General features: G+C 61.4%; 23 protein-coding genes and 1 tRNA gene. 9 read left to right on the plus strand and 15 right to left on the minus strand.

The genetic code is table 11. From position 1 onward, the window contains the following. Positions 1-6 precede the first annotated feature (6 nt). The 3 genes from amn to AMK00_RS06790 form a co-directional block, all read right to left on the minus strand. A complete protein-coding gene (gene amn / locus AMK00_RS06780; protein ID WP_020920826.1) occupies positions 7-1,509 on the minus strand; it encodes an AMP nucleosidase in 1,503 nt (500 codons plus the stop codon). 87 nt (positions 1,510-1,596) lie between these two features. Beyond that, on the minus strand, positions 1,597-1,776 hold the full coding sequence (locus AMK00_RS06785) for a hypothetical protein (RefSeq protein WP_064809967.1): 180 nt from the start codon (positions 1,774-1,776) through the stop codon (positions 1,597-1,599). Positions 1,777-1,992: 216 nt separating this feature from the next. Further along, positions 1,993-2,331: a DUF2147 domain-containing protein gene (locus AMK00_RS06790; RefSeq protein ID WP_064809968.1), complete on the minus strand. Its 339-nt coding sequence runs from the start codon at positions 2,329-2,331 to the stop codon at positions 1,993-1,995. Positions 2,332-2,773: 442 nt separating this feature from the next. Here AMK00_RS06790 and AMK00_RS06795 point away from each other — a divergent pair, with 442 nt between their 5' ends. Further along, positions 2,774-3,043, plus strand: a complete 270-nt coding sequence (locus tag AMK00_RS06795; RefSeq protein WP_011424668.1) for a sel1 repeat family protein — start codon at positions 2,774-2,776, stop codon at positions 3,041-3,043. A 238-nt stretch (positions 3,044-3,281) separates the two neighbouring features. Beyond that, on the plus strand, positions 3,282-3,719 hold the full coding sequence (locus tag AMK00_RS06800) for a VOC family protein (RefSeq protein ID WP_064809969.1): 438 nt from the start codon (positions 3,282-3,284) through the stop codon (positions 3,717-3,719). A 63-nt stretch (positions 3,720-3,782) separates the two neighbouring features. On the opposite strand, the gene AMK00_RS06805 is transcribed toward AMK00_RS06800, so the two are convergent. Together AMK00_RS06805 and AMK00_RS06810 are read right to left on the minus strand one after the other, a co-directional pair. Next, complete coding sequence (locus AMK00_RS06805) at positions 3,783-4,895, minus strand: pyridoxal phosphate-dependent aminotransferase (protein ID WP_064809970.1); 1,113 nt, start codon at positions 4,893-4,895, stop codon at positions 3,783-3,785. A gap of 183 nt (positions 4,896-5,078) precedes the next feature. Beyond that, complete coding sequence (locus AMK00_RS06810) at positions 5,079-5,504, minus strand: hypothetical protein (protein ID WP_064801427.1); 426 nt, start codon at positions 5,502-5,504, stop codon at positions 5,079-5,081. A gap of 416 nt (positions 5,505-5,920) precedes the next feature. Between AMK00_RS06810 and AMK00_RS06815 the strand changes: the two genes are divergently transcribed. After that, positions 5,921-6,367 carry a baeRF12 domain-containing protein gene (locus AMK00_RS06815; RefSeq protein WP_064806044.1) on the plus strand — a complete coding sequence of 149 codons (447 nt, stop codon included), beginning with the start codon at positions 5,921-5,923 and terminating at the stop codon, positions 6,365-6,367. 53 nt (positions 6,368-6,420) lie between these two features. Here AMK00_RS06815 and AMK00_RS06820 read toward each other — a convergent pair whose 3' ends face one another. Next, positions 6,421-7,287: a LysR family transcriptional regulator gene (locus AMK00_RS06820; protein ID WP_064801431.1), complete on the minus strand. Its 867-nt coding sequence runs from the start codon at positions 7,285-7,287 to the stop codon at positions 6,421-6,423. A gap of 89 nt (positions 7,288-7,376) precedes the next feature. Between AMK00_RS06820 and AMK00_RS32890 the strand changes: the two genes are divergently transcribed. Continuing rightward, complete coding sequence (locus AMK00_RS32890) at positions 7,377-7,625, plus strand: hypothetical protein (RefSeq protein ID WP_082240280.1); 249 nt, start codon at positions 7,377-7,379, stop codon at positions 7,623-7,625. Here the strand turns inward: AMK00_RS32890 and AMK00_RS06825 are convergent. Continuing rightward, positions 7,576-7,908, minus strand: coding sequence for a hypothetical protein (locus tag AMK00_RS06825; protein WP_064809971.1), 333 nt, complete (start codon positions 7,906-7,908; stop codon positions 7,576-7,578). The genes AMK00_RS32890 and AMK00_RS06825 overlap by 50 nt on opposite strands. Positions 7,909-8,261: 353 nt before the next feature. Here AMK00_RS06825 and AMK00_RS06830 point away from each other — a divergent pair, with 353 nt between their 5' ends. Together AMK00_RS06830 and AMK00_RS06835 are read left to right on the plus strand one after the other, a co-directional pair. Then, positions 8,262-8,696, plus strand: coding sequence for a glyoxalase superfamily protein (locus tag AMK00_RS06830; RefSeq protein ID WP_064809972.1), 435 nt, complete (start codon positions 8,262-8,264; stop codon positions 8,694-8,696). Positions 8,697-8,779: 83 nt separating this feature from the next. After that, positions 8,780-10,147, plus strand: coding sequence for an MATE family efflux transporter (locus AMK00_RS06835; protein ID WP_064809973.1), 1,368 nt, complete (start codon positions 8,780-8,782; stop codon positions 10,145-10,147). A 46-nt stretch (positions 10,148-10,193) separates the two neighbouring features. Here AMK00_RS06835 and AMK00_RS32460 read toward each other — a convergent pair whose 3' ends face one another. From AMK00_RS32460 to AMK00_RS06870, 8 genes are all read right to left on the minus strand, one after another. Next, positions 10,194-10,355 carry a hypothetical protein gene (locus AMK00_RS32460; RefSeq protein ID WP_167377186.1) on the minus strand — a complete coding sequence of 54 codons (162 nt, stop codon included), beginning with the start codon at positions 10,353-10,355 and terminating at the stop codon, positions 10,194-10,196. A gap of 107 nt (positions 10,356-10,462) precedes the next feature. Then, positions 10,463-11,302 (minus strand): helix-turn-helix transcriptional regulator, encoded by an 840-nt coding sequence (locus AMK00_RS06840; RefSeq protein ID WP_064809974.1) that lies wholly within the window; start codon positions 11,300-11,302, stop codon positions 10,463-10,465. 73 nt (positions 11,303-11,375) lie between these two features. Further along, positions 11,376-11,606 carry a DUF1127 domain-containing protein gene (locus tag AMK00_RS06845; protein ID WP_064809975.1) on the minus strand — a complete coding sequence of 77 codons (231 nt, stop codon included), beginning with the start codon at positions 11,604-11,606 and terminating at the stop codon, positions 11,376-11,378. An 88-nt stretch (positions 11,607-11,694) separates the two neighbouring features. Next, positions 11,695-12,492: a 5-deoxy-glucuronate isomerase gene (gene iolB, locus AMK00_RS06850; protein ID WP_064809976.1), complete on the minus strand. Its 798-nt coding sequence runs from the start codon at positions 12,490-12,492 to the stop codon at positions 11,695-11,697. A 155-nt stretch (positions 12,493-12,647) separates the two neighbouring features. Beyond that, a complete protein-coding gene (gene iolE, locus AMK00_RS06855) occupies positions 12,648-13,565 on the minus strand; it encodes a myo-inosose-2 dehydratase (protein WP_064809977.1) in 918 nt (305 codons plus the stop codon). Positions 13,566-13,632: 67 nt separating this feature from the next. Next, on the minus strand, positions 13,633-15,483 hold the full coding sequence (gene iolD, locus AMK00_RS06860) for a 3D-(3,5/4)-trihydroxycyclohexane-1,2-dione acylhydrolase (decyclizing) (protein ID WP_064809978.1): 1,851 nt from the start codon (positions 15,481-15,483) through the stop codon (positions 13,633-13,635). Positions 15,484-15,687: 204 nt separating this feature from the next. Beyond that, positions 15,688-17,622, minus strand: a complete 1,935-nt coding sequence (locus tag AMK00_RS06865; RefSeq protein ID WP_064809979.1) for a bifunctional 5-dehydro-2-deoxygluconokinase/5-dehydro-2-deoxyphosphogluconate aldolase — start codon at positions 17,620-17,622, stop codon at positions 15,688-15,690. 91 nt (positions 17,623-17,713) lie between these two features. Next, a complete protein-coding gene (locus AMK00_RS06870; RefSeq protein ID WP_064809980.1) occupies positions 17,714-18,589 on the minus strand; it encodes a MurR/RpiR family transcriptional regulator in 876 nt (291 codons plus the stop codon). Positions 18,590-18,798: 209 nt separating this feature from the next. Between AMK00_RS06870 and AMK00_RS06875 the strand changes: the two genes are divergently transcribed. The 3 genes from AMK00_RS06875 (at position 18,799) to AMK00_RS06885 (ending at position 21,502) form a co-directional block, all read left to right on the plus strand. Continuing rightward, positions 18,799-19,914: a Gfo/Idh/MocA family protein gene (locus AMK00_RS06875; RefSeq protein ID WP_064809981.1), complete on the plus strand. Its 1,116-nt coding sequence runs from the start codon at positions 18,799-18,801 to the stop codon at positions 19,912-19,914. Positions 19,915-20,001: 87 nt separating this feature from the next. After that, a complete protein-coding gene (locus AMK00_RS06880; protein ID WP_064809982.1) occupies positions 20,002-21,219 on the plus strand; it encodes an NAD(P)/FAD-dependent oxidoreductase in 1,218 nt (405 codons plus the stop codon). A gap of 192 nt (positions 21,220-21,411) precedes the next feature. After that, positions 21,412-21,502, plus strand: a tRNA-Ser gene (locus tag AMK00_RS06885). Positions 21,503-22,041 lie beyond the last annotated feature (539 nt).

Genomic DNA, 22,041 nt, shown 5'->3' on the forward strand with positions numbered 1-22,041 from the left:
AACGGCCTATTGGAAGGCCGTTTCGAAGAAGCTGCGCAGCTTGCGCGAATGCAGGGCTTCCTTCGGCATGGCGGCAAGCTTCTGCACGGCGCGGATGCCGATCTGCAGATGCTGGTTGACCTGCGTGCGGTAGAAGGCCGTCGCCATGCCCGGCAGCTTCAATTCGCCGTGCAGCGGCTTGTCGGAGACGCAGAGCAGCGTGCCGTAGGGCACGCGGAAGCGGAAGCCGTTGGCGGCGATCGTTGCCGATTCCATGTCGAGCGCGATGGCGCGCGCCTGCGACAGCCGCTTCACCGGCCCGAGCTGGTCGCGCAGTTCCCAGTTGCGGTTGTCGATCGTCCCGACGGTGCCGGTGCGCATGATGCGCTTCAGTTCGAAGCCCTCGTAGCCGGTGATTTCGGCCACGGCGGCCTCCAGCGCCACCTGCACTTCGGCGAGCGCCGGGATCGGCACCCAGACCGGAAGGTCGTCGTCGAGCACATGGTCCTCGCGCATATAGGCATGGGCAAGCACATAATCGCCGAGCCGCTGGCTGTTGCGCAGGCCGGCGCAGTGGCCGAGCATCAGCCAGGCATGCGGGCGCAGCACGGCGACGTGGTCGGTGATCGTCTTGGCGTTGGAAGGGCCGACGCCAATATTGATCATGGTGATCCCGGCATGGCCCTTCTTTTTCAGATGATAGGCCGGCATCTGGGGCAGGCGGGCGAGCGTGGCATCGGTTTCAGGCACGCTCGAGCCGGGCAAGGTGACGATGTTGCCAGGCTCGACGAAGGCCGTATAGCCATCGCCGCCTTCCGCCATCAGCTTGCGCGCCCAGCTGCAGAATTCATCGATATAGAACTGGTAGTTCGTAAACAGCACGAAGTTCTGGAAATGCTCGGCATGGGTGGCCGTATAATGCGACAGCCGGGCGAGCGAATAGTCGATGCGCTGTGCGGTGAACGGCGCAAGCGGCGAGGGCTCTCCCGGCGGCGGGATATATTCGCCGTTGGCGATCTCGTCGTCGGTGGTGTTGAGGTCGGGTGTGTCGAAAATATCGCGCATGGGAACGTCGACGAAGGCTGAGGCCGATGCTTCGACATGCGCGCCCTCGCCGAAGGCGAAGTGCAGCGGTATCGGCGTCGAGGATTCCGAGACGACGATCGGAACATTGTGGCTCCTTATCAAGAGCGACAGCTGCTCCTTCAGGTAATGCTTGAAGAGCTTCGGCCGGGTGACCGTCGTCGTGTAGATGCCGGGCGCCGTGACATGGCCGTAGGAGAGGCGTGAATCGACATGGCCGAAGCTCGTCGTCTCGATGCTGACCTGCGGATAGAAGGCGCGGTAGCGCGAGGCGATCGGAGCGCCCTGGGCAAGGTCGGTGAAGCTCTGGATCAGGAACGCCGTATTGCGTTCATAAAGCGCTGTCAGCGTCTCGACGGCCTTGGCCGGATCATCGAAACTCTCAGGCTGGAAAGGAGGCGGAGAGGATATGTCGAGGGGCGACAGAGGGGAGATTCGTTTGTTCATGACGCATTATAGAGAGTTGTTTTTGACAAGCAAACGACGCGCGCCGGCGGAATCCGATTTTTTATCCTCTTGCGAATCTGATGCCGGTCATCGCACCGTGGGTGCGCAGAAGGTTCCGCTTCTCTCCAGGCAGGTATAGCTTGCACCGAAATGCGACTGCGTGCCGCCGCCGCCATTGTGCACGACGACCGCCGAAAATGTGACGGCGAAGATCGCCGCGAACAGCGTGATGATGGTGAAACGTCTTGCCAGAATATAGAAGTTCATCCCAGGCCCCCGATACGCAACCTAACCGTGACATGAGTTTTGCCACACCTCGGCTGAACGAGTGCTGAGATGCCGGTTCATCAGCCGTTCAGCTTGCGGGGCAGGCTCGGGCGATTGCAGTGAGGATCGGCAAGCCGGAGAAGGCCATGAGGCATGCCGGCATTTCGGCCGGCACGATTATACGTTTGGGATGATTGTTGTGTCGGCCTTATCGTGTCAGAGCCGCGTCCAGGTCTGCGTCTTGCAGAGGATATTCATCACGCAGCCCTGCATCTTCAGTGAATTGCCGGAAATCGTTCCTGAGCCGCTATAGGTCTTGTCGGCGGCGGGGTCGGTGATCTCGCCGGCATAGCTGCCGCCGGTCCCGGCAAGTGTGCCGATCTTGCGGCCGGTATATTTGCCGGTTTTCAGCGTCACGCAATAACTCCCGCCGCATGCCGCGATCACCGCCGTTTCGCCGGAAGCCGTCTTCCACTTGCCGACGATAGGTTCCTCGGCATGCGCTGTACCAGCGATCACGGCGATAGCGCCGGCAAGAATGAGACTGCGGATCATCTTTTCCTCCCTGATGTCCTCTGACCGGCCGCGAAAATAACTGACGCGAACGTAAAGGTAAATAGAGCCGGCTGTCCGTTCGCCGCTCGCTGAAAGCAGCCGAAAAGCCGACCGTAGAGCTTTTAAACCCGTCGCCTGCTGATTTCATGATGAATGATCCGTTTATTTGCGAATCTGAATCTTTTGTAAAATTTGAGCGAAAATGCCTAAATCCCAGGGAATCCGATGTTTAACAAAAACCCAATTTTACCAAGCGTTTGCAGTTTGTTTGTCTCAAATTAATCATGCATTTTAGGCGTTTTTTGAAAGCCGTTTGGCATAGTCAAGCCATCAGACGAGCGGGGCAAACCCGCCGGACCGGAAGGGCCGCAAAGCCGCGATAGACGGCGGGTCCGAAGGTAAAACAGGGTAAGTCGTAAACAGGCTAACAGGGATAAAACCGATGGCACGCTTTGAAATGCACAATGCTGAAACGGCCACCATGGGTGGCGACAACAACAGCGCCGATGTCTTCTGCGAAATGGGCCTGATGTACGCAACCGGCCGCGGCTGTGCCGTCGATCTCGTTGCCGCCCACAAGTGGCTGAACATTGCCGCGATCAAGGGCAACGACCGCGCCGCCGAGCTTCGCGCCGACGTGGCCGCTGCCATGAACAAGATGCAGCTCGTGGAAGCACTGCGCGCTGCCCGCGAATGGATGACGGTCCACTAACGCATCGACCGAAAATCCGAAACGATTCCCGGACAGAACGATAGCTCAACTCGACGTGTTGGAGCGCCGCGTCTCCAGGGGACGCACGGTGCTCCAACAGACGTTTGAAGTCGGAATGGCGATTTGAGCGGGTCCATGATTCAAATTTCTGAGGTTGTCGGTGTTGGGACGCCTCAGACGTCCTTCGTTAGACGAGGCAAGACCTCGTCGATTGCAACGACACCTTGGAGATCAAAACATGGCGCTCAAGCGAATGGACAATGTCGGAATCGTCGTCGAAGACCTCGGAGAGGCGATTGATTTCTTTCGCGAGCTCGGCCTCGAATTGGAAGGGCGGGCCACGGTCGAAGGCGAATGGGCCGGACGTATCACCGGGCTGGGAGATCAGCGTGTCGAGATCGCCATGATGCGCACACCGGACGGCCACAGCCGGCTTGAGCTCTCCCGCTTCCTGGCGCCGCCTGTCGTCGCAGATCACCGGAACGCCCCGGTCAACGCCCTCGGCTACCTCCGCGTCATGTTCGCAGTGGATGACATCGACGAGACGCTTGAGAGGCTCCGCGGGCGCGGCGCGCAGCTCGTAGGGGAAGTCGTTCAGTATAAGGATGCGTATCGGCTCTGCTACATTCGCGGACCTGAAGGGATTCTGATCGGCCTCGCCCAGGAACTCAGCTGATCGCAATACGCAGGCAAATGGCGAAGACCCGACCATGTCGGCGAACGGACAGGAATGACAACCTCAGGTGAGCGTCTTCAGGACTTGCGGCAGTGCTTCCTCGAACAGCGCCATCTCGGCCTCCGGTCCGACGCTGACACGGATGCAGCGATTGAGCGGCGCAACACCCGGCATGCGGACGAAGACGCCGTGCTCCATCAGGCCATCGACGATCGCCCGCGCATGGGCGCCGTCGCGGCCGGTATCGATCGCCACGAAGTTCGTTGCCGAGGGCAGCGGCTCAAGACGGTTTGCCCGGGCAATGCGGCCGATCCGCTCCCGTGCTGCATGGATTTTCCCGACCACCTCGGCCAGATAGGCCTGATCCTTGAGCGCGGCCAGCGCTGCAGCCGTCGCCAGCCGGTTCATGCCGAAATGATTGCGGATCTTGTCGAACGCCTGTGCCGTGCCTGAGGTCGAGATCACGTAGCCGGTGCGTGAGCCGGCAAGCCCGTAAGCCTTGGAAAAGGTGCGGGTGCGCACGATGTTCGGCAGTTCGATGAGCGAGGCGATCGACGGCAGCGAATGTGCCGGACCGGTTTCGCTATAGGCTTCGTCCAGCACCATCATCGTGGTCTCGGGCAGCGCCCGGGCGAAAGCGACAATGCTGTCGGCGTCCCACCAGCTTCCCATCGGATTGTCGGGATTGGCGAAATAGACGAGGGGCGCATTCTCGCGCCTGACCGCGTCGAGCAGCCCGTCGAGATCCTCGCGGTCGTTTGCGTAGGGGACTGTCACCAGTCGGCCGCCAAAACCGGCGACATGGAAATTGAATGTCGGATAGGCGCCGAGCGAGGTAACGACGGGTGCCCCCGGTTCGATCACCAGCCGGACGATCTGGCCGAGCAATTCGTCAATGCCGCCGGCGACGGCGATATTGGCGGCCGTCACACCAAGATGCGCGCCAAGCGCTTCCCTCAGCGCGAAATTTTCCGAGTCGTTGTATTTCCAGATGTCGCGTGCCTCTTCGCCCATCGCGGCGAGCACGGAGGGGGCCGGGCCGAAGCCGTTCTCATTGGCGCCGATGCGCGCCAGAACGGCACGTCCGCGCTGGCGTTCGATGGCTTCGGGGCCGACGAAGGGAACTGTGGAGGGCAGGGCGCTGATGAGGGGCGTGAAGCGCGAGAAGGCGGACATGCGAAGGCTGTTTCCCGGACATGTTGAGATCAGGCGCAACAATAGGCCCGGGCACGGCCAAGGCAAGCAAGATTATCCTGCAGCCGCAGCGCTCACACAGTGCGTCCTTTTCAAAGCGGCGGGGGCGACGTAGCGCTTTGAATTGCCGAACAATTTGTCCTTGGGTCATTTCCATCCAAGGACTTATGCGGGACCGGCGGCGAGCCTCGTATCGCGGAACATCGGTGCACGCCGGGCGTCGATCGCTTCCATATTGCCGACAAGGAAATCGGCGCGCACGACGCGGCGCAGAACCTCGGGGTCCAGGAGGTTGATGAACCGTACGCCGATGCGTTCTTTATTGCGATAGACCTCGGCGCAACCGATGCGATAGGCCAGGCCGAGAATGTTGAGATAATAATGTTTCGGCAGACCGGCGGTGGTCGACACGATGAAGGTTGCGCCGCCCTGCGATATGTCGATGATCTCGGCGCTTCGCATCGAGACGCCGGTGAGGCACGGCCGGACGGCGACGATACGGGCCGGGCGCTTGACGTTGAACTCTTCCCAGCGCAGGTCGTAAATGGCGGACTTGACCGTCGCAAGGTGTGTGGCGCGGAGCATAGTCATCTTACATTCTCCGTCAGACAGGGCACAATTGGGGGTTCTTGCTCTGGAGCAAGCTAATCTTGCTTCAGCCACGGTCACATGAATGTTTTGCACATTCGTCAAATATAAAAAGACAATTTTAACGAGTTCAAATTTTGTTTCCATGCGGGACGCCGAATGTTCACAATCGGTACGCAGACTGTGCTGCCAAAACACATTGCGGATGTGCCCCTACCGATTTCAGCGCAGTTTTCCCGAACTCTTTCAATGGCCGGGCGTTCTGCCTAAAGCATGTCGCGCACAAGTGTCAGCGGTTTTGCGGTAACGACATGCGTAAAAATAAACAGCGAAAGCGCAAGGAGCGAATCTGAAAGATCGCGACGCGTTTTCGATCGATGAAGCAAGGGCGCTTCGATGACGACAGCGAGGAGTTGAAGATGACCGACATCAGAATCCCCGGGAAATCATGGGTCGTAGTCTGCAATGGAGCCAAGGCCCTCATCATGCAGAACGCCGGCGATGCCCAGCTGATGAACCTGAAGGTGTTGGAAACCCTGACGCAGCCGAACGAGCCCGATCGCGAGCTCGGCACCGACAAGCCTGGCCGCAGCCATGCCGCTGATGGATGGAGCCGCAGCGCTGTCGAAGAGACCAGCTGGCAGGAGCAGGCCGAAGCGCAATTTCTGAAACATGTGGCGGAGCGAATGGACGAGCTGACGCAGGCAAAGGATGCACGCCGTATCGTCCTTATCGCGCCGCCGAAGGCGCTCGGCACCCTGCGGCCGGCGCTGAGCGCCGAGACGCAGGCGGCGATATCGGCGGAACTGGCGAAAGACTATACCAATCTACCGATAGACGAGATCGAGCGGCATCTCGCCGCGTGATGAAACCAACCGATGAGCTAACGCGGGCCCGTTGGCCCGTGTTCTTGTTCGCTTCAGACCAACGGTCTCTCTCCGGCAAACAGATCTTCATGATCGGCAAACAGTGTGGCCAGGCGATCGATGACCGTCCTGACTTCAGGCCTTTGCCGCTCGTCGTCATGGGCGACGATCCACATCTCGTAGGTCAATTCATCGATGACAGGTCCGGCGCGGACGAGCTTGCGCTCCTGGTCGCCGATGAAACAGGGCAGCACGCCGCGGCCGGCGCCGCCTCGGATCAGGTAAAAGAGCATATGCGGCGTGTTCGTCCAGCTGGTGATCCAATAATCCGGCTGTTCGAAAGTCCACTTGTCCGCCGGTGTGATGGCGATGTCCGTTCCGAGCGAGATCCAGTTGCAATTGGTCTCGTCATAATCGGCTGCCTGATAAACCGCATGCGCCACCTTGACTGAACGGCGGATCGCGACGTTGCCGCCGTCCGGCCGGCTGTGGCGAATGGCGATATGCGCCTCGCGATAGGTGAAATCGACGCTCGCGTCACAGGTCTTGTAGCACATGCGAAAGCAGTCTTTCGGCGTCCAGACACTGGCCAGGTGGTCGGCGATGAAGCGCGACGTCCAGCTGTCGACGACCGTCGACACAATCGGCAGCGTCAGAACTTCACCGCGCCAGTCGGAGATCGCCCGCGCTGCATCCTGCATCCGCCGCACGCGATCGAGCAGCTCCTGGCCGTCCTTGGCAAGCAGGTAGCCTGTGGGGCCGCGGTTGAATAGCGACCGGCCGGTCACCCGTTCGAGCGCCAGCATCCGCCGGCCGATCGTCGGCGCACTGAGCCCCGTCCGCGCCGCCGCTGCCGAAAGCCCGCCGCCGGTCGCGACATGGAAGAAAAGCTGCAGATCGTCCCAGCTCGCCTCTTTCATGGATGAAACCCCCCTTTCCTCCACGCCTCTACATAGCGGGGGCGTGAAGGCCTAGCTCAACTACTCCAGCAATAGATGGAGGATAGGCAATGCTTCTCAACTGGGTAGTTTTCTTCAACGAAGTCGCGTCCCGCAATTACCGGATGCGCCGCGATCCCGTGGCCGATCCGCTCGATGGCCCGGAATGGCGCGGACTTCTCTGGATCATACCGATCATCGCGCATCTCTCCGCAAGAAGAGGCGAGACGAGGAGGCCGCGCCGCGATCGGGCGGTGATCGGAAGACGCCTCAGGTTTCGAAGCTCAGTCGCAGCACGTGGTGCAGGAATGCCGGATTGAGCAGCATGTTGAAGCTGATCGTCACCAGTTCGTCTTCGCGTTTGACCACCGTGGCGCCGATCTCGTCATGGATGCCGAGTATTTCGAGAAAGAAATGACTCGGCATCTCCAGGCTCGGACTGACTTCGAGCACGGCGCCGGCAAGTGTGATCGTGCGGATCAGGCAGCGTACCTGCGTACCGGTGCTGAGGTGGTGGCCGACGAAGATGATATTGCCCGGCCTGTCGAGATTGAATTCCCGGTAAGCACGTTCCGGCTTGGGGTGTTCTGTGTCGAGGTGCATCTGAAAGGCCCTTTTAGCCTCCGCTCATCGTAAGCAGAGAATAATGCAAGAGTGCTGACGATTGCTGAAGATCATCGTTAAGATTGAAGGCTGTTGCTGAGAATCGCTGAAAATCGCACCGATTCCGTCCAGATCTGCTCCAAATTCGCGCAATTCCGCGGGCAATCGCGCCATTCTTGACATGCCGACGGCAATCGCGCATACAAAGCCCGGTTCGAGGCACCGGCCGCTCGCGGATGAAAATCCATGGTGAAGCCTTCGCGATCATGGTCACGGCCCCTTGTGCATGCTGACTGACGGCAACGCGAGCTCCCATTTGCAGTCGAAGAGCATGCCTTGCGAAGGCTCACTCCATGACGACCTATCCCGGCATTGAAGAACTGAAGGCCCAGGCCAAGCGCTTGCGCCAGGCGATGAACGATCGCGGCACCGCGCTGACCCACAGTGCGGCCTTGGAAATGATCGCCCGCCAGCACGGCGCGCGTGACTGGAACACGCTTGCGGCTCTGGCGGCAAGGCCCAATGCGGCTGCGAAAACGCCGCTCTTCGTCGGCGCCCATATTCGCGGACGCTATCTCAATCAGCCGTTCACTGGCGAAATCCTCTCGCTTTCCGCTCTGCCGGGCGGCCTCCACCGGATCACTATCCATTTCGACGAAACGGTTGACGTGGTCACCTTCGAGAGCTTTTCAGCCTTTCGGCGGCGCGTGACTGCGCAGATCGATGCCGACGGCGTCTCCCCCAGGAAGACCTCGAACGGCGTGCCTCATCTGGTGCTCGATCTCTGATTTGCTCCTCATCCTTTCCAGGCTGCCCGCATGCGCTTGTTCAAGCCGCAGCGGATGTCGCCCGATATCGCGCGGATTTCCCCATGACCGATCCTTCCAAAGGCAATGCCTTCCTCACCGGCTGGCTGCCGGGCGTATTCATCAGGACTGCGGCGCCGATCGTCGCGATCACCACCGTCAACGGCCTCTTTACTGTCGTCGACGCCTATTTCCTGGGCGCCTATGTCGGCCCCGACGCGCTCTCAGCCGTCAGCCTGATCTTCCCGGGGTTAATGCTGCTGGTCGCCCTGCAATCGCTCGTCTCGAACGGCATGGGAAGCATCCTCGCCCGCCGGCTCGGTGCCGGCGATCGCCAGGGTGCGCGTCGGGTATTTTCCGGCGCCCATACGCTGGCGCTCGCCGTCATCGTGATCCTCATCATGGTCTACTGGACCCTCGGCGGGCGGATCATCAATGCCGGCGCCGCCGAAAACACCGCTGTGGCCGACGGCGCCACGCTATTCATGGGCGCGATGATCGCCTCGACGCCAGTGAGTTTCTTCCTGTCGCTGCATCTCGACGGGCTGCGCTGTGAAGGCAGGATCGGTTTCATGACGGCGGTCACGCTCTCGGCCTCGCTGCTCAACATCCTCGCCAACTGGCTGTTCATGGCAGCGATGCATTGGGGCGTGCTCGGTTCGGCTGCAGGGTCCATCGCTTCGCAATTCGTCTGTCTCGTGGCCGTGCTCGTCTATCGCTGGCGCCGGCCGGCGACGCTGAGACCTGCTCCCGCATTCGCCCTTGTCGAATGGCGCGGCATCGTCGCCTTGGGCGCGCCCATGAGCCTCGGTTTCATCGGCATATCGCTTGCCTCGGCCGCGATTCTGGTCAACGTCTCGCTCTGGAGCACGCGTGATTATACCGCCACCATTGCCGCCTACGGCATCATCACCCGCATCCTGACCTTCACCTATCTGCCGCTGCTTGGTCTCAGCATCGCCCTGCAGACGATCGCCGGCAACAATCACGGCGCCGGCCTTGGATTGCGCGTCGGCCGCAGCCTGCAGATCGCCATGCTCTCGGCGCTCGTCTATTGCAGCCTGGTGGAGATCACGGTGGAATTGCTGGCCGGCCGCATCGGCGCCGTCTTCGTCGGCGATCCCGCCATTATCGCCGAGGTCAGGCGAATTCTACCTTGGACGATCGGCGCCTATTTTCTCTTCGGGCAGATGCTGATCCTGTCGTCCTATTTCCAGTCGATCGGCGATGCGCCGCGCGCGGCGATCTTCGGTCTGTCACGACCCTATCTTCTCACCCTGCCTCTCACCTTCCTGCTGCCCTTCGTCTTCGGCGAACAGGGAATCTGGATGGTGCCTGTCTTTGCCGAGGCAGGCATGGTGGCGCTTGCCTTGCTGGTACTGTCTGAGAATGCCAGGCGCCGCGGCTGGCGATACGGGCTTCTGCCCGCCTGAGATGTGGGAGCCGCGCCTCCCTGGCGCGGCCTCCGTCGATTGCCCTTTATTCCTTGCTGCTCTGAGCGGCCGACGTCGACGCTTCCGCCTCGTTCAGCGCCTCGGCGCATTCCTGACAGCAGACTTCGACGGTCCTGCCGCCGAGCTTGACGGTGATGACCTCGGCGCCGAGTTCGCAGTCGCAGACAGCGCATGTGGTCTTCTTCATCGGGTAATCCTCCATTGATCGTCCCCGGATCGGGACAGCGTCATGAGAGCATCGAAGACCGCATCACCGCTGTCGAAAACTTTAGCGATTATCAATGCGGAAAAGCTCTACGGTCGGCGCCGCAATTGCGCCGAGCGCTGAAATTCGGCCGGAGTCTGACCGAAGGCCTGTTTGAAGGAAGCGCTGAAATGACTATGGCTGGAAAAACCGAGATCGAGGCCGAGTGAGGTCAGATCGTCATACTGGCCGAGCAGATCGAGCGCCCGGGCAAGCCGCAGCCTCAACTGATAGCGATAGAGCGGCGTGGCCTCGACCTGCTGGAAGACCTGGGTGAGGTAAACAGGGGAAACGCCGACTTCCGAGGCGATTTCCGCGAGCGTCCAGCGTCTCGCGAGATCGGAGGAAAGCACCAGCTTTGCCCGGTCGACGAGTTTCTGCCGGCCGACGCTCGCGCCGGCTGCGTGCGACGTGCGCTCGCCGAGCGAGCGGCGAACCAGCGTCAGGGCCAGCGTTTCCGCCTCGAGCGTTTCTGCGATATTGCGCCTGAGACCGTGACGCAGCAGGGCGACCAGCGCCTGCGCGCGCGGGTCGATCCGCCGGCGCTGGCGGCGGAAGGAAAAGACCGGGCCGGGCTGCGCCTGCTCCTTCGGCGCCAGCTCTTCCAGCATGGATTCGTCGATCGACAGGTCGATGCAGGCGTCGCCGCCCGCGATCGGATGACTGATCCGATAGCCTTGAGCGGCATTGAAGAACAGCACCTGATTGGCTTCAGCCACAGTATCCGTGCGGCCGACATGGCGCATGAAGACGCCGCGATAGGGATAGACGAGGCTTGTCTTGTGCGCACATTCCTCGTCGCTCTTGTGGCGGCACTCGCCATTGCAGACGACGTCACGAATGGTTACGGTCTTCGTTTTCAGGAGCAGTGCTGTTGAAAACTGCGACATCGTATCGTCCGGGTTCAGGCGGGCAGCCCGACAAGGCTGCGCAGGGGCACAGTACCACAGTGAGTTTGATGTTTCAGTAGCGGCTGTAAACGTGCACGTCGCTTTCTGTCTGCCCCCGGGAGAGGCCGACATCCTTCAACTGAGCGTCGGAAAGTTCCATCAGCGCATTATAGTTGCGCCGTTCGCTGATCTTGCGCTCCAGCCAGCGGACTGCCGTGACGGCTGTAGAAAGAAGGCCGGCCGGCCGGATGCGCCGCGAAGAGCGGATATTGCGGGCCGGTATCGTGAAATTCGAGCTGTGCATGATGATCCTCCATCTTCGTTGGATGGAGGCAGTGAACCATCACCGACAGTTTGGCGCTGTCAGATTATTTAGCGATCGAGCACGGCCTTCATGCCTTCAGCAGCCATTCGTGCTCGGCGGCATTGTGGAATTTCCAGATTCGCTTCGGCCCGGCCATGACATTGAGATAATAGAGATCATAGCCATGCGTTGCCGCGCAGGGATGATAGCCCTTCGGCACCAGTGTGACGTCGCCGTCCTCGATCGCCATCGCCTCGTCGAGCGAGCGGTCGTCGGTGTAGACGCGCTGGAAACCGAAACCCTGCGGCGGGTTGAGGCGATGATAGTAAGTCTCTTCCAGGAAGCTCTCGTTCGGCAGGTCGTCCTGATCGTGCTTGTGCGGCGGATAGGAGGAGGTATGGCCACCTGGCGTGATCACCTCGACGACGAGCAAGGAATGCGCCGAATTATCGTCCTCAGGCATGATGTTGTTGACGTAGCGCACATTCGTGCCCTTGCCGCGCGTCACCTGCGGATGCGTGCCGGGCGGGATCGCCTTTGCCTCATAGCCGCCGCCGCCGGGCGCCGAGCAGACAGCCAGTTCCAAATCGGTCTCTGCCGTGACGGACCATGTCGAGCCCGTCGGGATATAAAGCGCATGCGGAGCCCCGTCGAAGGGGTTCATCCGCTCGCCGAGCGTGCCGAAATCCTTCGCGCCGGCCGAGGCCTTGCCCTTGCCGGTCACCCAGACCAGGCAGACCTCGCGCTCGCCGGTTTCCCCAGAAACGGTCTCACCCGGTTTGATTCGATGCAGATCGAAGCCGACATACGTCCAGCCGGCATTCTCCGGGGTGACATGCGTCACACGACCATGCGTGCCGGATGGTTTCACCTTGAGGTTTGGCATTGGTGTTTCTCCTCGTAACGTTAGCGGGCGCGGGGGAGAAGGGATGTGCCGTGCCGTCTCCATTCCCCCTTCTCCCCATCGGGGAGAAGGTGCCCGAAGGGCGGATGAGGGGGCGCCTTGCCCCCGCCCCCTGGCGGGGGAGGGCCTTCGTCGCGTTACCCCTTCGGGAAACCTTCCGTTTCCACAGTATAACCAGCCGCGGTCATGACGCGCATCAGTTCGGCATGGCCAATCTCGGCCATCTTCTGCGGCGGCGCCTTGCGCGGATCCTGTTCGGCCTCGACGACGAACCAGCCTTCATAGCCATGGTCGGCGAAGCGCTGGACGATGGCGCCGAAATCGAGCGAGCCGTCGCCCGGCACGGTGAACGCGCCAAGCGCCACGGCGTCGAGGAAGGATTGCCGGCTGCGGTCGAGCCCATCCACCACGGATTGGCGAATATCCTTGACGTGGACGTGGTTGATGCGGGCGTGATGATTGTCGATGGCGCGCAGCACATCGCCGCCGGCAAAGGCCAGATGCCCGGCGTCGAGCAGCAGCGGAATACCTTCGCCTGAATTGCGCATGAAGGCGTCGAGTTCCGGCTCGGTTTCGACCACCGCCGCCATGTGGTGGTGGTAGGAGAGCGGCATGCCCTGGTCCGCGCACCATTCGCCGAATTCGGTGACGCGGCGCGCATAGGCCTTCATCTCGTCTTCGGCGAGGCGCGGCTTGGTCGCGAGCGGCTTGGAGCGGTCGCCCTGGATGGAGCGGCCCACTTCGCCATAGACGATGCAGGGCGCACTGACCGCCTTGAAAAGCTCGATCATCGGCGCGATGCGGTCCTTGTTGGCCGCCAGTTCCTCATTGACAAGCGTGCCGGAGAACCAGCCGCCGCATAGCGTCACGTCGGCAGCGCGCAGGATCGGCAGCATCTCTTCCGGGTTGCTCGGGAAACGGCGCCCTTGCTCCATGCCGGTGAAACCGGCGCTGCGCGACTGCCGCAGGCATTCTTCGAGCGACACATCGTCGCTAAGCTCAGGAAGGTCGTCGTTCCACCATGCGATGGGCGACATGCCGAGTTTGGCCTTCATCAATATTCTCCTTAAAGACATTGCGGAGGAGCGGGTCCGCTCCTCCGGAAAAATGGGGCTAACCTGTTCAGCCGATGCGCTGGGAGCCGCGGGCTTCGACATAACCCTTGCGCGCCTTGTTGACCTCTTCGCGCGGGCTGACTTCCGGCACCGCGACATCCCACCAGTGGCCGCCGGCCTCAGTGGTGATCAAGGGATCGGTGTCGATGACGAAGACAGACGTGCGATCGTTCTTCTTCGAATCGACGATCGCCTGCTCGAGTTCGGCGATGGAACTGACCTTGACGGCGATGGCGCCCATGCTTTCGGCGTGTGCGCGGAAATCGATCTCCGGCATCACCTCGTGATAGGAGTCCTTGAGCAGATTGTTGAAGTTGGCGCCGCCGGTGCCCATCTGCAACCGGTTGATGCAGCCATAACCGCGATTGTCGAGCATGACGATATTGATCTTGAGGCCGAGCATGACCGAGGTCGCGATCTCGGAGTTCATCATCATGTAGGAACCGTCACCGACCATAACGACGACATCGCGTTCGGGGCGCGCCATCTTGGCGCCGAGCCCGCCGGCGATCTCGTAGCCCATGCAGGAGAAGCCGTATTCCATATGATAGCTGCCGGGCGCCGTCGCCGGCCAGAGCTTGTGCAGCTCGCCGGGCAGACCGCCTGCGGCGCAAAGCACCGTCGTGTTCTCACCGCCGAGAGTGCGCGCCACCGCGCCGATCACCTGCGCATCGGAGGGCAGGGCGGTGTTGGTCGCCGCCATAGCCTTGGTGGCAGCCTCCATCCAGATTTTCTTTTCCGCAACTGCCTTTTCGGCAAGTGCCGCCGGCGCCTTCCAGCCGGAAAGGCCTGCCGAAAGCGCCTTCAGCCCTTCGCGGGCATCGGCCACGACAGGGTGGCTGTCGTGCTTCACCGCGTCGTAGGCGGCGATGTTGAGGCCGATCATCTTCAGGCTGTCGTTCTTGAAGAGCGCCCAGGAGCCGGTCGTGAAATCCTGGCAGCGCGTGCCGACGGCGATGACGAGATCCGTCTCTTCGGCGATCGCGTTCGCCGCCGAGGTGCCGGTGACGCCGACCGAGCCGAGCGCCAGCGGATGGGTCTCGTTGATCGACGACTTGCCGGCCTGGGTGACGACGACGGGGATGGCATGGGTTTCGGCGAAGGCCGCGAGTTCCCTCGTTGCCTGCGAATAAAGCACGCCGCCGCCGGCGACGATCACCGGCTTCTCAGACGCCTTGATCAGCGCGATGGCATTTGCCAGCTCGTCCGCATCCGGCTGCGGCCGGCGGCTCGCCCAGACTTTTTCTTCGAACAGGCTTTCCGGATAATCGAAGGCCTCGGCCTGAACGTCCTGGCAGAGCGACAGCGTCACCGGGCCGCAATCGAGCGGATCGGTCAGCACCTGCATGGCCCGCTTCAGCGCCGTGATGATCTGCTCCGGCCGGGTGATTCGGTCGAAATAGCGCGAAACCGGGCGGAAGGCATCATTGGCGGAAACCGTGCCGTCGCCGAAATCCTCGATCTGCTGCAGCACCGGATCCGGCGCGCGGTTGGCGAAGACGTCGCCTGGGAGGAAGAGAACGGGAATGCGGTTGACATGCGCGACGCCTGCGGCTGTCACCATGTTCAGCGCGCCGGGGCCGATCGAGGTCGTGCAAGCCATGAATCGCGTGCGGAAATTCGCCTTGGCATAGGCAATCGCGGCATGCGCCATGCCCTGTTCATTGTGGGCTCGATAGGTCGTCAGTTCTCCACGCACCTGATAGAGCGCCTCGCCGACACCGGCGACATTGCCGTGACCGAAGATCGCCCAGACGCCACCGAAGATCGGCACCTTTTTGCCGTCGACAATAGTCATCTGTACTTTCAGGAAATGCGCGACAGCCTGCGCCATCGTCAACCGTATCGTCTTGCCCATCGGGGCCTCCCGAACTTTTAACTCTTTGTCTGGTTTCCCCTCCCCAACCCTCCCCACAAGGGGGAGGGGCTAACCTGCCGTGCCGTTTCACGCCTATTGCAGCGCTTCTTCCAGCAGGACGGTTGCCGCCTGGTTCGAGGCGGCGCCTCAGGTTAAGTCCCTCCCCCTCGTGGGGAGGGGTTGGGGAGGGGTCTAAATTTTATGCTACTGAAGCTCACGCGTCTTAAGCCAGGCCTCTGTTAATTGCCGGAAGCGGTCGGCCATGTCGGCGATCGCCTCCTCGTCGTTCATGTTGCCCGAGAGCCAGGCGCGCGCCGGATCGGCAAAGATCGTCCGTCCGACGGCGAAGCCCTTCACCGAGGGAGCCGCCAGCGTCGCCTCGAAACAGGAGATCAGTTCCTCTGCGGGCGCTTCGAGCCCGAGAAGCACGATACCACGGCACCATGGATCATTTTTGGCGATGATCGCATCGATCTTCTTCCAGGCTTCGCGGGAGGCCTGCGGTTCCAGTTTCCACCAGTCCGGCTTGATGCCGAGCGCGTAGAGCTCCTCCAGCGCGGTCGCGATCGTATCGTCGGTGAGCGGTCCGTTCTTGCCGGCGATGATTTCCACCAGGAGCTCGCGACCGACCTTGCGCGCGGCCTCGAACAGCGTGCGCAGCTTCTCCTGCTGTTCCGTCTTCAATTCGGCGGGATCGTCGGGATGATAGAAGCACAGGCACTTGATGCAATGGCCGAGCGGCCATTCGACAAGCTGTGAGCCGATATCCTGGCTGAATTCGAAGCGCAGCGGCTTCGAGCCCGGCAGTTCGACAGGCCGGCCGATCCAGGAGAAATTCTTCGTCGCCGCATCGAAGAAGGCGTCGCGGCCGAAGCGCTCGTCGATCAGCATGCCGTAGCCATCGCGGCCGTTCGAAACGCGCGCTGCCGCCTCGACCGCCAGCCGCTTGAAGGCAACGATCTTGTCATGGCCGACGCCGAGTTCGTCGGCGACGCTGACAAGCTGCGAGCGGTGGTCGATCGCCAGCGCCATCAGCAGCGGGATTTCGCCGCGCCGGGTCGATGCCCAGTGGATATGGTTGATTGCCTCGTCCTTGCGCAGCGCCCGATGTTTGCTGCCGGATTTCAGGAAGAAATCGAGCTCCGCCCAGGTCGGATATTCCGGCGAGCAGAGCAGGCGGGAGACGGCGAAGGCGCCGCAGGCATTGGCCCAGGTGGCGCAGGTCTTCAGCGGCTCGTCGCGCAGGAAGCCGCGCAGGAAACCGGACATGAAGGCGTCGCCGGCACCGAGCACGTTGAACACCTCGATCGGGAAGCCCTGGCCGACGATGCCGGCTTCGAGGTCATCGGCGATCGGCCCGTCATAGACGATGCAGCCCATCGCACCGCGCTTGAGCACGATCGTCGCCGGCGTCAGGCGGCGGATTTCCTTCAGCGCGCCGAGCACGTCGTCGGCGCCTGATGCGATCAGGATTTCCTCTTCGGTGCCGACGATGAGATCGCAATCGGGCAGCGTTTCCTTCATCTTCGAGGAGACGCGGTCGGATTTCACATAGCGTTCGAAGCCTTCCGCATGGCCGGCAAGCCCCCAGAGGTTCGGCCGGTAGTCGATGTCGAAGATCACCTTGCGGCCGTTCTCCTTGGCGATGCGGATTGCCTTGCGTTGCGCGGCTTCGGTGTTGGGCCGCGAGAAATGTGTGCCGGAAACGAGAACGGCGCGCGACGATTTGATGAAGTTTTCGTCGATATCGCCTTCCTCGAGCGCCATGTCGGCGCAGTCGGAGCGATAGAAGATCATCGGCGACACGCCCTCCGCCTCGACCGCCAGCAGCACCAGCGCTGTCAGCCGTTCCTTGTCGGTGACGATGCCGTCCGTCGCCACGCCCTCGCGCGCGGCCTGCTCGCGGATGAAGCGTCCCATCTGCTCGTCGCCGACGCGGGTGATGAGCCCGGACTTGAGGCCGAGCCGCGCCGTGCCGATGGCGATATTGGACGGGCAGCCGCCGACGGATTTGGCGAAGGAGGCGATATCCTCCAGCCGCGAACCGATCTGCTGGCCGTAAAGATCGACCGAGGACCGGCCGATGGTGATTACATCAAGCGCCGGCTCCGGCTGTGAACCCGGATTCGTTTGTACCATGATGTCCTCCCGCTAGATTTTGCGCGGCTTCCAGTGCCTGCGAATGTCGATAATGAAACATTGGTTCCGATATTTTGTCAATTCGGAATGTTTATTCCATTTTCTCTTTTCCAGCTTTGTGATGTTGATGCTTGCGACGCCGCTCGGCGATCGCAACCGGCAGCGCCATGGTGAGCGCCATCGAGGCCGAAAGCGAGCGGAAGCCGGCGAAATCGGCTTCCGCCACCTCGAACCAATGCGTGGCGCAGGCGGCAAGCGGCGAAAAGGCCGAATCGGTGATCGCAATGACCGGGACGCCGCGGTCGGCAAGCTCCTGGCTCTGGCTAAGGCTGTCGGCTGCATAGGGCGAGAAGCTCGCAGCGATCGCCGCATCCCTCGGCGATGCGAACTGCACCATTTCAAGATCGACTCCGTTCGGCGAGGCGACGATCTGGTGGCGGATGTTGAGCTTGGAAAATGCGTAGCTCATATGCGCCGTCAGCGGATAGGAGCGGCGCTTGGCGATCAGATAGATCGTTTCGGCGGCGGCGAGGATATCCACCGCCTTCGTGAATGTCTCGCTCTGCACCGTCGCGGCCAGCCGATTGACCGACTGGTTCGCCGCGGCAATGAATCCGGAGAGTAGATTGGCGTCTTCGTCGTCGCCGCTCGTTTGCTCCAGCGTGACGAGCCGCTCTTCATAGCTCAGCGTTCGGTCGCGCAGCCTTTCACGGAAGATGCTCTGCAGATCGGAAAAGCCGTCATAACCAAGATGATGCGCCAGGCGCACCAGCGTCGACGGCTGGACCTCGGAGGCGGCCGCGATGCTCGCCGTCGTGCCGAAGGCGATCTCGTCGGGATTGCCGAGCGCGAAAGCGGCGACCTGCGCCAGCCGCTTCGGCATGTTCGCCTTGCGCTCGATGATGGTGCTGCGCAGGCTTTCGAAATCGCGCGGCACGCGCGCGTGCCTTTGGGGGTCATTATCCATGCTTGCGGCTCACGGGATGAAACAAATATTCCATATCCCCGAGCATAGACGATTTCAAACGGTGCGCCTAATTGTTTTTAATCGCCTGTAATTTCAGGGTTTTGGACAATCGCACCGAGAGAATGAAGGCCATATGCCTGCCAACGGTCTCTTGTCAAAATGATCCAAATATTCCAAAAATCCGCGCACACTTCTGGAGGAGACGGAAAATGAAGCCACTTGGCATCGGTTTGATCGGCACCGGTTATATGGGCAAGTGCCACGCGCTGGCCTGGAATGCGGTAAAGACCGTGTTCGGCGATGTCGAGCGTCCGCGGCTCGTGCACCTGGCTGAAGCCAATGCCGGGCTTGCCGAGGCCCGTGCCGGCGAGTTCGGCTTCGAGAAGGCAACGGCCGACTGGCGGGCGCTGATCGCCGACCCCGAGGTCGACGTCGTTTCCGTCACCACGCCCAACCAGTTCCATGCCGAGATGGCGATTGCAGCCCTGGAAGCCGGCAAGCATGTCTGGTGTGAGAAGCCGATGGCACCCGCCTACGCCGACGCCGAGCGCATGCTGGCGACGGCGGAACGATCAGGCAAGGTTGCCGCTCTGGGCTATAATTACATTCAGAATCCCGTCATGCGGCACATCAGGACGCTCGTCGGCGACGGCGTCATCGGTACGGTCAATCATGTCCGCGTCGAAATGGACGAGGATTTCATGGCCGATCCCGACGTCTTCTTTTATTGGAAGAGCGAGCTTTCCGCCGGCTATGGTGCGCTTGACGATTTCGCCGTGCACCCGCTGTCGTTGCTCTGGTATCTTTTCGGCCATGTCGAGGCCGTCATAACGGACATGGTGAAGCCCTATGCCGACCGTCCGCTCAGCGAGGGTGGTCGCCGTGCCGTCGAAAATCACGATGCCGCCAACGTGCTGATGCGGCTCGGCGGCGGCATCTCCGCCGTGTTGATGGCGAATCGCGCCGCCTGGGGTCGCAAGGGGCGCATCGCCCTGCAGATTTACGGCTCGAAAGGCTCGATCCTCTACGACCAGGAGCGCATGAACGAGTTTGAACTCTATCAGGCAGAAGGGCCTGGCTCGGAACAGGGCTTCCGCAAGATACTGGCGGCGCCCGCCCATCGGCCTTATGATCGCTTCATTCCGGCGCCCGGCCATGGTCTCGGCTTCAACGATCTGAAGATCATCGAGTGCCGCGAGCTGATCCGGGCAATATCAGGCGAGCCGTCGTCGATCGTGACATTTAAAGACGGTCTCAGGATAGAGAAGTCGGTTCATGCCATGGCACAGTCATTCCACGAGCGTCGCTGGATCGAGATCGGCTGAATGTAAGAAGCCGCTTTCCGTTGACGGCGCATGGGGCAGGGGATAGGCCTTGGCGTAAGTGTCGAGCCTGGTTTTAGGAGTGAGATCGTGACGGATAGAGTGGTGATCATCGGCGCGGGACAGGCGGGTTTCGCCTTGGCGGCCAAACTGCGTGCTTTGAAGGATACGCGCCCGATCACCCTCATCGGCGCCGAGGATGTGGCGCCCTATCAGCGACCGCCGCTTTCGAAGAAATATCTGCTCGGCGAAATGAGCTTCGACCGCCTGCTGTTCCGCCCGGAACACTGGTATGCCGACAACGACGTCGATCTTCGCCTTTCGACCTGGGCCGAGGAGATCAAGCGGGACAGCAAGCAAGTTCTGCTGCAGGACGGCTCCGTTCTCGACTATGGTACGCTGGTGCTCGCCACCGGCTCGACGCCGCGCCGGCTGCCGGCGGCCATCGGCGGCGATCTCGAAGGCGTCTATGTCGCCCGCGACAAGCGCGATGCCGATCTGCTGGCCGATGAAATGCGCCCCGGCCGTCGCGTCCTCATCATCGGCGGCGGTTACATCGGCCTCGAAGCTGCGGCCGTCGCTCGCCATCGTGGTCTCGAAGTCACGGTCATCGAAATGGCCGATCGCATCCTGCAGCGCGTCGCGGCGAAGGAAACGGCCGACCTCATGCGCGCCATCCACGAGAGCCACGACGTGGTGATCCGCGAGAAGACCGGCCTGAAACATCTGATCGGCAAGGATGGCCGGGTCTCCGGCGCCGCCCTTTCCGACGACTCGGTCATCGATGTCGATTTCGTCGTCGTCGGCATCGGCGTCGTGCCGAACGACCAGCTTGCCAAGGATGCCGGTCTGGAAGTCGCCAACGGCATCCTCGTCGATGAATTCGCCCGCACCTCCGATCCGGCGATCTTTGCTGCCGGCGATTGCGCCGCACTTCCATGGCAGGGTGGGCGCATCAGGCTCGAATCGGTGCAGAACGCCGTCGACCAGGCCGAAGCTGCGGCAGCTCTCATCGCCGGCGGCGACGAGCCTTATGAACCGAAGCCTTGGTTCTGGTCCGACCAGTATGACGTCAAGCTGCAGATTGCCGGCTTCAATCTCGGTTATGACGACACGCTTTTGCGTCCTGGTGTCCGCGAAGGGGCTCATTCAATCTGGTACTTCAGGGAAGGCCGGCTGATCGCTGTCGATGCGATCAATGATGCGAAGGCCTATGTGACCGGCAAGAAGCTGCTGGAATCCGGAGCCAATCCCGATCGAGCGATTCTCGCCGACCCCTCGGCCGATCTGAAGAGCCTGTTGAGCTGAGTCCGCGAGCGCGCGCGCCGTAAGGCGTGTGCGCCTGAAGGATCGATCGGCAGAGCTTTTGGGGGTGGGCGCAGACGAGCGATTGTTCTCGTCCGTCCGTCAAAAGCCAAAACGCCGGCCCCTGCATTTCTTCTGGTGAAAACTCAAAAAACCCTTGCATTCACAGATCGCTCACCCTAGTTAGGCCGCACCGGAGAGGTGGCCGAGTGGTCGAAGGCGCTCCCCTGCTAAGGGAGTATACGTCAAAAGCGTATCGTGGGTTCGAATCCCATCTTCTCCGCCACTTCGATTTCCGCAGCGTATCTCTGGTCTCACTTTCCATTGGCGAATCACGGCCCCTTAGAGCGCCGTACGTCCTGTCGGACGCACGAGGAGGCTCTAACCCTACGAATCTACGCATCATGCTTACGGAAAATCGATTCCGATTTTCGGGCCGATGCGCTGGTCGGCTATCTCTGCCGTCGCGCGAGGTAGAATCGCTTCGCTTCGAAGAGGGAGAATCGCCGGCAGGAATCACGTCCCGAGCTTCTGCGCTCAGGCGGTAGCGAGCGGATCCGTGAACGTGCGGTTACGCTCTCGGGAGCTGCCGTCTTTCCCGCAACTCCCCGAACTTGTCAAAAAAGTGTCGCGAATGCGTCGGAAAGCGACTGTCCAGCTCTTTATCGACTTCGGCTAAGCAGCGGCAAAATCAGGCTTTTCTTAACAAAGCATAAAGGAAATCGGGGCCGGTTGCCCGACTTGTGTCCTTTCGGCAACAGAATGCCGGGAAGGCTCCCGCAAACCACCCATTCGAGTAAGTTGGTGATTGCGTGACGGGCGCCG

It is taken from the genome of Rhizobium sp. N621, assembly GCF_001664325.1.
GTDB lineage: Bacteria > Pseudomonadota > Alphaproteobacteria > Rhizobiales > Rhizobiaceae > Rhizobium > Rhizobium esperanzae.